This window comes from Chryseobacterium sp. AC417 (assembly GCF_979258215.1).
This window is the reverse complement of sequence record NZ_OZ409845.1, coordinates 77,436-91,209: the sequence shown is the minus strand read 5'-3', so window position 1 is coordinate 91,209 and position 13,774 is coordinate 77,436. Positions and strand designations below refer to the sequence as shown.

Below are 13,774 nucleotides of genomic sequence, written 5' to 3'. Positions count from 1 at the left end.
AGAAATTAGAAATTAGAATTTTGATGTTACACTTCAAACTTCCAGCTTCAATCATCCAGCCTTTAACTCCCAATAAAATTTTTTATTAAACTTTCTATTTCTTTTTTTGCTTCACTTAAATCGCTGTTGATCACGATTTTGTCAAATTCTATTGCGTAGGTAAGCTCTTCTTCTGCTTTTTCTACACGGGTTTTTATGGTTTCGGCATCATCAGTGTTTCGTGTGATCAGTCTTCTTTCCAATTCAGCAATGGAAGGTGGTTCTATGAATATTGATAATGCTCTTTCACCAAAATATTTTTTTAATGAAATTCCGCCTTTAACGTCTACATCAAAAATAACAACTTTTCCGAGATTCCAGATCTTTTCTACCTCAGATTTCAAAGTTCCGTAATATTTATCGGTGTATACTTCCTCAAATTCTACAAAAGCATCCTCGGAAATTTTTTGTCTGAATTCAGCAGGTGAAATAAAATGATAATCAACGGTATGTATCTCACTTCCTCTCGGCTGTCTCGTAGTGCATGAGATGGAAAATTCCAGTTCAGGAATGGCTTCCAGTGAATGTTTTACCAATGTTGTTTTTCCACTTCCCGACGGCGCTGAAAATATGATAACTTTATTCATGTTTTTTAGTTATGAATTATGAATTATGAATGATGAGTTATTCGAAAAGTGTGCAACAAGCAACTTACAACTCATCATTCATAACTTATAACTGTTTATAACACGTTTAACGTTTGTTCTTTAATTTTTTCCAGGTCATCTTTCATCATCACGACCAGTTTTTGAATTTCTGCGTGATTGGCTTTTGAACCCAAAGTATTGATTTCTCTTCCGATTTCCTGTGAAATAAATCCTAATTTTTTCCCGTTAAAATCTTCATTTTCCATCACTTCAGAATAGTATTTCAAATGCTGGGAAAGTCTTACTTTTTCTTCCTGAATGTCTAATTTTTCAGTAAAATAAGCCATCTCCTGGTAAAATCTTGTTTCGTCAACGTTTTCAAACTCTTTTAAAGTTTTCATGTAACGTTCTTTTACCGCATTGATTCTCACTTCTTCATAAGGGATAACTTGTGAAAGGTATTTGTCGATATTTTTTATATTTCTTTCCAGCTCTTCGTGAAGAATGTTTCCTTCCGTTTTTCTAAATTCCTGAAATTTATCAACTGCAGCATTGACAATTTTAGCCAAAGTTTCCCATTCGCCTTCATTCAGTTCGTCTGGTCTGGAAGTGATGGCATCCGGAAGTCTTACTGCCATTTTGAGGTATTCAAAATCTGGTCCGTCTGAGGCGATTTTTTTAAGCTCATTCATGTAAGAATCGATTAAACTTCTGTTGATTTTCACATCATTGGTTTCTTCAAGATTCTCCAAATTAATGTAGCAATCTACCTTTCCGCGGATGATTCTATCGTTTAGAATTTTTCTTACTTCAAATTCTTTTTCTTTGTAACGCAAAGGAATTTTAATATTCAAATCAAAGCTCTTGCTGTTCAGTGATTTAATATCGATCGAAATTTTTTTTCCTTCAAAAACACCTTCGGCTCTACCGAAGCCGGTCATTGATAAAATCATAGTTTTTTATTGTCGTACAAAGATAAACATTTAAATTAGCACTGTGAAAGCGAAAAATTTGATTTCTGTTGTAGGACCTACCGGAATTGGAAAAACGAGATTGGCAATTGACTTGGCAAAATATTTCAGTACAGAAATTGTTTCCTGCGATTCGCGCCAGTTTTTTAAAGAAATGATCATCGGAACAGCTTCTCCGTCTGTAGAAGAACTGGCAGAAGCAACTCACCATTTTATAGGAAATCTTTCGGTTCAGGAATATTATTCGATCGGACAATATGAGGAAGATGCTTTAAGAAAACTCAACGAACTTTTTGAAAAATATGATTCCGTTATTTTGGTTGGCGGAAGTATGATGTATGAAAAAGCAGTTATTGAAGGTCTGAATGATTTGCCTGAAGCCAATGAAGAAAATCAGGAAAAACTTCAGAAAATTCTGGATCATGAAGACATTGCGAAACTTCAGAAAATGCTGAAAGAATTGGATCCTGAATATTTTTCAGTCGTAGATTTTCATAATCACAGAAGACTTTTACGAGCTATTGATGTTATCTGGCAAACAGATAAAAAATATTCTGAGTTGATTGCTGTATCACAAGATTCCAGAGATTTTAATGTTATCCGAATCGGAATTGAAGCTCCGAGAGAGGAACTGTATGACAGAATCAACAGAAGAGTAGATGTTATGATGAAAAATGGTTTGTTGGAAGAGGCAAAAAGTTTAGAGAAATTTAAGCATTTGACCGCTTTGAACACGGTTGGCTATGCAGAATTATTCAAATATTTTGATGGAGAATGGGATCTGGAATTTGCCGTTTCTGAAATCAAGAAAAACAGCCGGAGATTTGCAAAACGCCAATTAACATGGTATCGAAAAGCAAATGATATTCGTTATTTAAAGTTGGGATATTCTGAACAAGATTTTGATAACCTGATTGAATATATTGTTACACAAAAAAGCAAATAATTTTATTTTTCTTCTTTTAGAAAATGATTCATTCGACTTTTCTTTATTAAATTTACCTGAAAACATTAGTATTCTATTAATTTTAAGCAAATTGCATCATGAAGAAAAAATCTATTTCGAGTTTATTGCTGGTTATCCTTTTTGTAATAGGCATAAGAATTTCTGGCCAGGAAATCAAGACTGCTACTTCGTTAAACTCTGAAAATCTATTAGAGATTCCTTTACAATCACAGATAAAAAGTACCGAAACCGTATTGATTTTGCTGCGTCATGCTGAAAAAGAAAATATCGGAAATGATCCTAATTTAAGTGCTGCCGGAAAAATGAGAGCAGAAGAATTGAAAAATTTATTAAAAAATGTACATGTAGATGCGATCTTTACGACTCCGTTTAACCGTACCCATCAAACAGTTGCTCCATTGGCGGCAGAAAAAAAAATTTCTGTTAAAGAATATTCGCCCAAAGAAACTCCACAGCAACTCATTGAGAATATTCTTGCGCAGAATCGGGGAAAAGTGGTGGTCATTGCAGGACATTCCAATACAATTCCTGAGATGGTAAAAATATTAAGCAATAATAACATAGATGCAAAGATCAACGATGCTCAGTTTGACAATATATTTGTGATCAAAAACTCTTCAGTTACGGGAACGGTTTCTGCTGTTCAGAAAAAATTTGGAAAAAGTACGCCATAATTCAAAAGAAAAATGCGATCCCTAAAGACCGCACTTCAAACAATATAATTAATTTACTACTTCCAACCGCCTCCTAAAGCTCTGTACAAATCTACAATACTGCTTAATCTCTGTCTTTTCACAGACGCAAGATTCAGTTCAGCCTGTAAAGAATTTCCCTGAGCTGTAATCACTTCTAAGTAATTTGCCATTCCACCTTTGTAAAGCATTTCGGCACTTTTGATTCCGTTTTTTAAAGTTGTCACCTGTTCACTGGCTTTTTGTTCCTGAACTTTTAAGCTTTCGTTAGAAACCAATGCATCAGAAACTTCTCCTACAGCATTCAAAACTGATTGACGGAACGCTAGAACGTTTTTCTCCCTCTGAATTTTAGCAACATTCAAATCTGTTTTCAGCTGTCTTTTCTGAAAAATAGGCTGAGTTAATCCTCCTAAAACAGAACCAAACAATGATGCCGGAATCTGAAACCAATTATCAATTTTAAATGAATTGACACCTCCGTTTGCTGTGATTTTCAATGCAGGATACATATTTGCCTGAGCAATTCCTACGATTGAATTAGATTCTAATAAAACCAATTCCTGCTGACGAACATCAGGACGGCGGCTCACCATCGCTGCAGGAAGTCCTGCTGAAATATCCTGTGGTAAAGAAGTGTCAGACATTTCTATCGTTCTGTTGACTTTGTTTGGATTTTCACCAATTAAAATACTCAAAGCATTTTCCTGGATGGCAATATTTTGTTCCAGCTGGGTAATCAAAAGTTCTGTTGATTGCTTCTGAGCGGTTGCCTGCTGAACTCCCAAAGAAGTCGTATCGCCACTTTGCCACAATTTTTCTGTAAGAGAAAGGGTATTAGTGCTCAAGTCTAAATTTGATTTTGCAATCTGTAATTGTTTATCAAGCATCAATAAATTGTAATATCCCTGAGCAATAGCTGCAACCACCTGTGTCTGAATGGCTTTTGTTGCTTCATAGGTCTGAAGATACTGCATTTTAGAAACTTCCTGCTGATTTTTTATTTTCCCCCAAATATCTGCTTCCCAAGATAAATTAAAGGCAGCATTATAATCTTCAACATGATCCTGACCTAAAAATAAATTTAAGCTTTGTCCGTTCATGCTGTTTTTTGACGGCATTGAAATCTGCGCAGAAACTCCGAAACCAACATCAGGATATTGAAGGTATTTTGCCTGTTTCAGTTTTTCCTGTGAGGAAGCAACCTGTTTTAATGCAATTTGTAAATCGTAGTTGTTTTTAATTCCTTTTTCTATTAAATCCTGTAAAATAGGATCGTTGAAAAACTGTTTCCATTGCAGGTTGGCTATACTTGCGGTGTCTGCGGTCGCAGTGTATTTGAATGTTTCGGGAAGTTCAGGTTTCGTTTCCTGATATGCCAATTTCGGCACACAGGAAACTGCACCTAATGCAATTCCAAAAGCCATGATTATATTTTTTACTCTTTTCATAATTAAAATATGATATTTAATTGATCACAAAACTTTGAGTACTAAGCAAAGTTGTCTTTAGTAGGAGAAAATATTTTGCTTATTTTAGAAATTCTTAAAAATTAAATTGAAGAAAAATTTTGTCTGAATTTCAAATCTCAAAGTTTTGTTAATCATTTTTTATTAATGTGCTGTTGCTAAAAGTTCTTCCTGCTGTTTTTTTAGAAGTCTTTTATTTTTTCTGCTTGGCATTTTTTCATGTAAATACTGGAAGATTACATACATCACCGGAATGATGAAAATTCCGAATACAACTCCTGTAAACATTCCACCAACAGTACTGATCCCGATTGAATGATTCCCTTTTGCTGCTGCACCTTGCGTCCAAACTAAAGGTAGCATACCGATGATGAATGCAAACGAAGTCATCAAAATGGGTCTTAAACGTAATCTGGAAGCCTGAAGAGCTGATTCAATCAATGTTTTTCCTGCTTTTCTTCGCTGCACTGCAAATTCTACAATCAGAATTGCGTTTTTCGCTAATAATCCGACGAGCATGATTAAACCAACCTGAACGTAAATATTATTGTCAATTCCCGCTAATCCTGTGAAAGCAAATACTCCGAAAATCCCTGTTGGTATGGTTAAAATAACGGCAAACGGAAGGATATAACTTTCATATTGAGCTGCCAATAGGAAATACACAAACAAAATACTTAACATAAATACAAAAGCAGTCTGTCCACCGGTTTTGATTTCCTCACGGGTAATTCCTGTCCATTCGTAACCGTATCCACGAGGAAGTGATTTTTGAGCAACTTCTTCTACGGCTTTGATGGCGTCTCCGGTACTGTAGCCAGGTTTTGGAGTTCCGTTAATGGTCACCGCATTGAATAAGTTGTTTCTTGAAACCGTTTCAGGTCCGAAAGTTCTCTTTAAGGTAACTAAGGTTTTTACAGGAACCATTTCGCCGGTTTTATTTTTAACATAAATTCCTTCCATCGAATTGGCATCGGTTCTGTAAGGAATATCTGCCTGAGCCATCACGCGATAGTATTTTCCAAATCTGTTGAAATCTGAAACGAAACTACTTCCGTAATAAATCTGCATCGTCTGCATCAATTCTGTTACAGAAACTCCCAACTGATTGGCTTTATCGGTGTCCACATCAATCGTGTATTGAGGATTTCCTGCTGCATACGTTGTAAAAGCAAAAGCAATTTCCGGACGTTTCATCAGTTCTCCGATAAAGGTCTGAGTGGTTGTACCCAATTGTTCAAAAGAACCGTTGGTTTTATCCTGAAGCATAAATTCAAACCCGGAAACGTTACCAAAACCCTGTACGGTAGGGAAGTTGAAGAAGAATGCATTGGCATCTTTTACCTGTGCCACTTTTCCTGTCAAGGCGGCTGCAATCTGATCAGGATCTTTTACTTCGCCACGATCTTCAAAATCTTTCAGTTTAATAAAACCTGCAGCATACGGAGAAGCATTAGAATTACTGATGAAGTTCATTCCATCTGCAACCCAAAGGTGATTTTTTGCTTTTTCGCCATTAATGATTTTGTCAATCTGTTCAGTTGCTCTGTGCGTTCTGTCTAATGAACTTCCCGGAGGTGTGTTGACTGCGTACAAAACAAATCCCTGATCTTCAGTAGGAATAAATCCTGTAGGAGCTTTATTAATTAAGAAAACACTAGCCGCTGTGATCAACGCTAAACCTGTAACGGCAACCCATTTATTTTTAATTAAAAATTTAAGGCTGTAAATATATTTTCTGGTCATGTTGTTGAAGCTTTTGTTAAACGCATTAAAAAACTTCGCTCCAAAACCTTTTTTCTGACTGTGTTCACCGTGTTCTCCCTGAGGATCATTTAATAACAATGCACATAGAGCCGGGCTCAGTGTCAATGCATTAACCGCTGAAATCATAATTGCAATAACCAGAGTAAAGGCAAACTGTCTGTAGAAAACTCCCGCCGGACCTTGCATAAACCCAACCGGAATAAATACCGCACACATCACCAAGGTAATCGAAATAATCGCTCCGGAAATCTCACTCATTGAATTCGTAGTTGCCTGTTCGACCGGCATTCCTGTCTGCTCCATTTTTGAATGGACGGCTTCTACAACGACAATTGCATCATCCACCACAATCCCGATGGCGAGTACCAATGCAAACAAAGTCAGCATATTGATACTGAAACCAAACACCTGAAGGAAAAAGAATGTACCGATAATTGCTACCGGAACGGCAATCGCAGGAATTAATGTAGATCTGAAATCCTGAAGGAAGATAAAAACTACAATAAATACCAAGACAAATGCAATCACTAAAGTTTCTACAACCTGATGAATTGACGCATCCAAAAAGTCTTTGGAATTGTACATGATGATGGGTTCAACTCCTTTAGGGAGAGTAGTTTTCATCTGCTCAATCTGCTTTTCAATATCAGTTAAAATTTCATTTGCATTAGAACCGGCGGTTTGCAAAATTGCAAATCCTGCTACAGGTTTACCGTCCATTCTATTGGCTGCGGTGTACGTATAAGAACCAAATTCTACTCTTGCAACATCTTTTAATCTTAAAAACGAACCGTCACTGTTTGATTTGATGGCGATGTTTTCGTAATCTGCATTTTTATTTAATTTACCTTTATACTTTAAAATATATTCGTAAGTTTCTTTGCTTCCTTGTCCCAGACGACCAGGAGCAGCTTCTAAGTTGTGATCTTTTACTGCGGCTAAAACTTCCTGCGGAGAAAGATTGTTGGCAGCCAATCGATCAGGCTTCAGCCAAAGTCTCATTGAATAATCTCTCGTTCCGAAAACCTGAGCCTGAGCAACTCCCGGGATACGCTGTATTTGTGGAATGACGTTGATTTTCAAATAGTTTTGTAAGAAAAGCTCGTCATATTGTTTAGGGTCATTACTTGAAAGTCCCATAAACATAATCATACTGTTCTGAACTTTCTGCGTTGAAATTCCCGCCTGTACAACTTCCTGCGGAAGCTGGCTCATCGCTTTTGAAACACGGTTTTGAACGTTTACCGCTGCATTATCCGGATCTGAACCTTGTTTGAAAAATACGCTTAAGGTCATTGATCCGTCATTACTGGAGTTTGAGGTCATGTACGTCATGTTCTCAACACCGTTCACTGCCTCTTCAATAGGAACAGCGACAGAACGGGCAACAACTTCTGCATTCGCTCCCGGATAAAATGCCGTCACCTGAACACTAGGCGGCGCAATATCGGGAAATAACGTAATCGGAAGGTTGAAAACCGACATTGCTCCCAACAGCAAAAGTATAATGGAGATAACCGTAGAAAGTACCGGTCTATCTATGAATTTTTTTAACATAAGAAGTTTATTTTTTAATGTTGTTTAAACGCTTTTCTGACTTTTGTATTAAAAGTTTAAACGCTTTTTACAAAGGTCTCGCTCTTAAAAGACTGTCAGAAGAAATAGCTTTCGGCTGAATCGTAACCCCATCTTTCAAGGCTCCAATTCCTGTATAAACGATTTTGTCACCTTTGGCAAGTCCTTCAGAAATAAAATAATAGCTGTCTGTTTTTCCTGAGATCGTGATAGGTTTTGAGGTTACTTTTTTATCCTTACCGACAACATACACGTAGACTTTATCTTGTATTTCGAATGTTGATTCCTGAGGAATAACTAGCGTGTTGGAGAACAATTGTGGCATACGAACTCGTCCTGTATTTCCGGTTCTCAAAGCTCCGTTAGCATTTGGAAAAATCGCACGAACGCTTATTGCTCCTGTACTTTTGTCAAACTGTCCGTCTACAATACTCATTTTTCCTTTTTCAGGATAAGTGCTGTTATCAGCGATAACTAAGTCTACCATTGGCATATTCTTTAGTTTTTCGTTGAGTGTTGCTCCGGGATATTTTTTCTGGAATCCAATAAAATCCAGTTCGCTTAAAGAGAAATACGCATAGATTTCACTGATGTCTGATAATAAAGTCAGCGGACTTGCATCTGTTCTGGAAATCAGACTTCCTTTTTTGTAAGGGATTCTCCCGATATATCCGCTTACCGGTGCTGTAATTGTGGTAAATCCTACATTAATTCTGGCACCGCCGACTGAAGCTTTTGCCTGTGATCCTGCTGCAACAGCTGCTGCATAATTTGCTTTTGCAGTTCTCAACTGTACATCAGAAACTACTTTTGCGGCAACCAATGGCTGAAGTCTGTCAACTTCAACTTTAGCTTTCTGAATATTGGCATTGGCAACCTGTAAATTTGCCTGAGCCATATTCATTTGCTCACCATAAGCTCTGGAGTCTATTTTAAATAAAGGTTGTCCGGCTCTTACATAAGCACCTTCTTCCACATAAATTCTATCTAAATATCCATCCACCTGGGATCTGATTTCTACATTGTTTTTTCCTTCCAGCGCAGTTGGGAATTCCTGATAAACAGTAGCAGGAGTTGTGGTAACAGTATAAACAGGCAATTCAGGAGCAAGTGGAGCAGCGTTCGTGCCTTCTGCGGCTTTTGTGCAACTCTGTAAAAAAATGATACTCGATATAAGTACAATTATTTTTGTTTTTGCAGTTGTTTTCATTTTAAGTTTTATTTTTTTAATGAAGTGTTGATTAAGTAATGTTGATAAGTTTTAAATAATGTTATATTTTCTAACAGTGTTAATTGATGTGTTAAAAAAAATTCACATAATTTGTATTTGCGGATTAAGTAATTTCCATGATTACAATTTTTTAATGTTGATTTTAATAAGAGAGAGATAATACAGTGTTATTTTTCTTAACAGTGTTAATGATAAGGAAATAAGATTGCAAGAATTAGTGTAAAGAAATTATGTTTCATTCTGAAGGTTTTTTAATTTAAAATTGAATTTATGTTAATTATTCCATGTTACTTTTACTAACGGTGTTAACTTTTAGTTCAAAAAAAATTTACAAAGATTTAATAAAAGCCGAAACCGTTTCGTCTAATGTTGTTTTATTCATTGTTGAAGGAATGTCGTCATTTCTCATCATCATAATAGAAATTAATCCGTGAACTGCAGAGAACAAAGCATGAGATGAGTGACAGGCATTATCTTGGTTTGAGCCTTTCTTTTTAATAATTTCGAATGTACAGTCAAAAATCATATCCTGAAAAGACGAGAACTCTTCTTTCATAAGACCTTTTCCACTGCATTGCATCCCAAGACCAAACATCAATTGATAATACTCTTTGTTTTTAAATGCAAAATTCCAGTACGCATCTACAATTGCAGTCAGCTGATCTTCTGGAGTTTCATGTTTTTTCTGAGCTTTCAGTAATTCTATTTGCAAACAGTGGAATCCATTGATAGAAATTTCATACAGAATAGCCTCTTTATTTTCAAAATGATCATACACTACAGGAGCACTGTACTCAATAGCATCAGCTATTTTACGAATAGAAAGCGATGCCCAACCGTCAGTTTTTGCCAAAGAGAATGCAGCCTGCAAAATATTTGCCCGGATAGATTCTTTTTCTCTTTGACGACGTTCATGTAAACCCATGATTTTATTTTACTAACAGTGTTAGCAAAACTACAAACATTTTTCTATACCAACCAAATGATTTTTGAAATTTAACTAATAACGTAACACTTAACAAACTTTTGTAATCTGCCAGAAGTTGACGGAATGGGAACTGGGATAAGTTATTGTAAAAATTAATAAGTGACATAGGCTGGCTCAATAGATTATTGTTTTAGCAACAACTAAAAGAAATCTTTATCTTTGTAGTCAAATAAAAAAGATATGAATACTCCCTCAAATATGTTGGCATTAGGTACAAAAGCACCGTTTTTTGAACTTCCGAACCCATCAACCGGCAACGAAGTTCAGTCATTAGATGATCTGAAAGGTGAAAAAGGTACTTTGGTTATCTTTATATGCAATCATTGTCCGTTTGTGCTTCACATCATAGATAAACTGACAGAATTGTATGAAGATTATCATGAGGCAGGAATTGAGTTTATTGCCATCAATTCAAATAATGTAGAAAAATATCCTGCAGACTCTCCGGAAAAAATGATTGAATTTCAGATTGAAAGAAATTTTGATTTTCCTTATTTATACGACGAAAGTCAGGCGATCGCAAAAGCATACAACGCAGCCTGCACTCCTGATTTCTTCTTTTTTGATGATAAATTAGATCTTATTTACAGAGGTCAGATGGATGATTCGAGACCGGGTAATCACAAAGAGGTGACGGGTGAAGATTTAATCATCGCTTTCGAAAACTTATTGATTGGTGAGCCACAGGAAGAAATTCAAAGACCCAGTATCGGATGCAATATTAAATGGAAATAAATTTCCATCTTAAAGTAAAACAAAAACCGCCGGATTTTTCTGGCGGTTTTTTTACTTATTATTTTTAAGCTTTTATTTCAAAAATGGATTATACTGTTTCTCAAAACCTATCGTCGTAGGATTTCCATGACCTGAAAAAACCTGAGTTTCTTCGTCAAGAATAAAAAGTTTGGTTTTAATTCCTTTAATTAGCTGCTCGTAATTTCCTTTAAACAAATCTGTTCTTCCGATACTTCCTTCAAACAAAACATCACCGGAAATCATGAATTTCTGATTTTCATTGTGATACACAAGGCTCCCCGGAGAATGTCCCGGAACATGATAAATTTTAAATTTTTCGCCATCAAAATCAATTTCATCTCCTTCATTGATATATTCTAAATCTACGTTGATGTGATCAAACTGAAATCCGAATCTCATTCCGCTGATCTGGAACATATCCAAAACTTCTTTGTCATCTTCATGCATGGTTACAGGAATTTTAAAGGTGTCAAAAGCCCATTGTAAGCCCAAAACATGATCAATGTGAGCATGAGTTAAAATGATTTTCTCAATTTTTAATTCATTTTCTCTGATGAAACTTTCAATGGTTTTGGTTTCCTGTTCATTCATATTTCCCGGATCGATCAGCCAGGCATTTTTGTTTTCATTAAAAATTATATAGGTATTTTCACTTGCAAAATTGAACACAAAGGCTTGTATTTGAAACATATTCTGAATATTTTTTTCTCAAAAATACAATATTCCTGATAGATTCGTTATCTTCGTCATAATGAAAACGTTGCAGATATTTTTATTCAGTTTAGGTTCTTTGGCTTTTGGTCAGAACATTCAAAGTATTCAGTTGTTTAATCCCCAAACCAATGACGAAACCCCGGTCATTAATATGAATCAACAGTTGGTGTTGAGTTTTGATGATTTAACCAACTCAAGTACCATTTACAGATACACCATCAAACATTACGACAGAAACTGGCAGGACGATAATCTTTTCTTTACCGAAATTGCCAATGGAAGCATGAACGCATTGCTGGATCAATTTGAATATTCTTTCAATACAATACAGCCTTACACACATTATAAACTGAATTTTCCAAACGATAAAATAAGACCAAAAATATCCGGAAATTTCGAAATCATCGTTTACAAAGATTCTGCGGACAAACCACTTTTTACCAAAAGATTTTCTTTAATTGAAGATCAGGTAAATTTAGCTTTGAATATTTCAAGAATTTCTGATGCAAGAAACCCCAACGTGAACCAAAGAGTTGAAGTACAGGCGACTTCAAAAGGTGGAGATATGTCATCAAATGTCAATTCTATGACGCTGAACGTGATGCAGAATAACAATATGCACATGACGGTGAATAATCTTAAACCAAGCTCTACGTTGGGAAGTCAAATTCTGTTTCAGCAGATGAGTATTGTGTTTCCCGGAAATAATGAATTTTATTATTTCGATAATAAAAACATGGATATGGCAGCAGACATGGTTCGTGAAACAGGAATTATTGATGGTGTAAATCAGACTTTTCTTCATCCGGTTTGGGCATATCCGTTGAATTATCAGTATCAACCCGACGTAAACGGAGCTTTTTATTACAGAAGAAATGATTTGGGACAAGAAAGAAATGCAGAAAGAGAAGCAGATTATTCCTGGGTGCATTTCTCATTAGATTCTGAACCTATGGATAAAGAGCTGTATGTTTTAGGAGGCTTTAATAATTTTAAAGCGACCAAAGAATCTCAAATGATTTACGATGCAGAAAGTAAAAAATATGTGGCTAAAATTTTTCTGAAACAAGGTTTCTATAATTACATTCTCGCTACAAAAGAAGCAAACGGTTCTTTGAATTTCGGGGAAATTAATGGAAATTTCTGGCAGACGGAAAATTTGTACCAGGCATTTTTGTATTATAAACCTTTCGGAAGAAATTATGACGGATTGTTGGGTTATGGGGAATTCAGAACGCCGGTGAGATAAGATATATGTTAACAAGCTTTAGCTTATGAAGCAAAATCGTAAAGAAACATCACTGGAAAAAAAATAGGAAATTTAGCGATGTTCATGGTGGTCGAACAAGTTTGAAAATTGCTGATGGAATCTTAAATAGGAAGCACAATCTTCTACCACCAACAAATGATCAGGAAACACCAATTTTTATAGTTGAAAATACTTCAAGAGATTTCTATTTTCCGGTTACAGTTGAAGAAATCAGAGAAACGCTGAAAAAACTTCCAATTGAGCATGTCGAGTATTTAACACATATTTGGCTAGGTAAAGTAAAAAAATCAGAATATCTGAAAAGTGAAACTGTGCAAGGAGAATTTATTTGTGGAAGTGGAGTATTTCTGATAAAACTTTATGCCGTTCCTACAGATAACAGAATGATTTTTGGAAAAATTAAACCTACAACAAAACAACTTGGTTTTTATAAGAATTATTGTAATAACTTAATTAAAGGCAAAAATTTCTGGTACTTGCAATGGACACTTGAAAATTACAAAAAATATTATCTGGAGAAATTACTCTTGCATGAGATTGGACATTATGTTGATTATATTTATAAAAGACAATGGAGTAAAGCAAATTCAAAACAAGTTGAAGATTTTGCAGACAATTATGCTGTTGTTTGGAGCAATATTATTAAGGATGTCATTGAAGAATAAAATAGTCAATTACTATAAAAGAAAAAAAACCTTACAAATTTTCCATTTGTAAGGTTGCTGCTTAAGGTGTACAAGACCTATAC

12 protein-coding genes are annotated in these 13,774 nt (G+C 35.4%); 5 read left to right on the top strand and 7 right to left on the bottom strand.

The window, feature by feature from the left end; all coding sequences use genetic code 11:
- Window positions 1–62: 62 nt before the first annotated feature.
- Both gmk and ACZZ9T_RS00465 read right to left on the bottom strand, forming a co-directional pair.
- Window positions 63–626, bottom strand: coding sequence for a guanylate kinase (gene gmk, locus ACZZ9T_RS00470; protein WP_463440479.1), 564 nt, complete (start codon window positions 624–626; stop codon window positions 63–65).
- Between the two features lie 95 nt (window positions 627–721).
- Window positions 722–1,579: a YicC family protein gene (locus tag ACZZ9T_RS00465; protein ID WP_463440478.1), complete on the bottom strand. Its 858-nt coding sequence runs from the start codon at window positions 1,577–1,579 to the stop codon at window positions 722–724.
- 43 nt (window positions 1,580–1,622) lie between these two features.
- On the opposite strand from ACZZ9T_RS00465, the gene miaA reads away from it, so the two are divergent.
- Entirely contained in the window at window positions 1,623–2,543 is a 921-nt protein-coding gene (gene miaA, locus ACZZ9T_RS00460) for a tRNA (adenosine(37)-N6)-dimethylallyltransferase MiaA (protein ID WP_463440477.1), read from the top strand.
- Window positions 2,544–2,641: 98 nt separating this feature from the next.
- Complete coding sequence (locus ACZZ9T_RS00455; RefSeq protein ID WP_463440476.1) at window positions 2,642–3,238, top strand: SixA phosphatase family protein; 597 nt, start codon at window positions 2,642–2,644, stop codon at window positions 3,236–3,238.
- Between the two features lie 56 nt (window positions 3,239–3,294).
- On the opposite strand, the gene ACZZ9T_RS00450 is transcribed toward ACZZ9T_RS00455, so the two are convergent.
- The 4 genes from ACZZ9T_RS00450 to ACZZ9T_RS00435 form a co-directional block, all read right to left on the bottom strand.
- Window positions 3,295–4,707, bottom strand: a complete 1,413-nt coding sequence (locus ACZZ9T_RS00450; RefSeq protein ID WP_463440475.1) for an efflux transporter outer membrane subunit — start codon at window positions 4,705–4,707, stop codon at window positions 3,295–3,297.
- A 162-nt stretch (window positions 4,708–4,869) separates the two neighbouring features.
- Entirely contained in the window at window positions 4,870–8,049 is a 3,180-nt protein-coding gene (locus tag ACZZ9T_RS00445) for an efflux RND transporter permease subunit (RefSeq protein WP_463440474.1), read from the bottom strand.
- Between the two features lie 67 nt (window positions 8,050–8,116).
- The gene (locus ACZZ9T_RS00440) at window positions 8,117–9,277 is read right to left on the bottom strand and encodes an efflux RND transporter periplasmic adaptor subunit (RefSeq protein ID WP_463440473.1); all 1,161 of its coding nucleotides are present in this window, start codon (window positions 9,275–9,277) and stop codon (window positions 8,117–8,119) included.
- A 349-nt stretch (window positions 9,278–9,626) separates the two neighbouring features.
- On the bottom strand, window positions 9,627–10,223 hold the full coding sequence (locus ACZZ9T_RS00435; protein ID WP_463440472.1) for a TetR/AcrR family transcriptional regulator: 597 nt from the start codon (window positions 10,221–10,223) through the stop codon (window positions 9,627–9,629).
- Window positions 10,224–10,466: 243 nt separating this feature from the next.
- On the opposite strand from ACZZ9T_RS00435, the gene ACZZ9T_RS00430 reads away from it, so the two are divergent.
- A complete protein-coding gene (locus tag ACZZ9T_RS00430) occupies window positions 10,467–11,021 on the top strand; it encodes a thioredoxin family protein (RefSeq protein WP_463440471.1) in 555 nt (184 codons plus the stop codon).
- A 72-nt stretch (window positions 11,022–11,093) separates the two neighbouring features.
- Here ACZZ9T_RS00430 and ACZZ9T_RS00425 read toward each other — a convergent pair whose 3' ends face one another.
- Window positions 11,094–11,732 carry an MBL fold metallo-hydrolase gene (locus ACZZ9T_RS00425; protein ID WP_463440470.1) on the bottom strand — a complete coding sequence of 213 codons (639 nt, stop codon included), beginning with the start codon at window positions 11,730–11,732 and terminating at the stop codon, window positions 11,094–11,096.
- Between the two features lie 61 nt (window positions 11,733–11,793).
- Between ACZZ9T_RS00425 and ACZZ9T_RS00420 the strand changes: the two genes are divergently transcribed.
- Together ACZZ9T_RS00420 and ACZZ9T_RS00415 are read left to right on the top strand one after the other, a co-directional pair.
- Window positions 11,794–13,005, top strand: a complete 1,212-nt coding sequence (locus ACZZ9T_RS00420) for a type IX secretion system plug protein (protein WP_463440469.1) — start codon at window positions 11,794–11,796, stop codon at window positions 13,003–13,005.
- A gap of 101 nt (window positions 13,006–13,106) precedes the next feature.
- Window positions 13,107–13,691 (top strand): hypothetical protein, encoded by a 585-nt coding sequence (locus ACZZ9T_RS00415; RefSeq protein ID WP_463440468.1) that lies wholly within the window; start codon window positions 13,107–13,109, stop codon window positions 13,689–13,691.
- Window positions 13,692–13,774 lie beyond the last annotated feature (83 nt).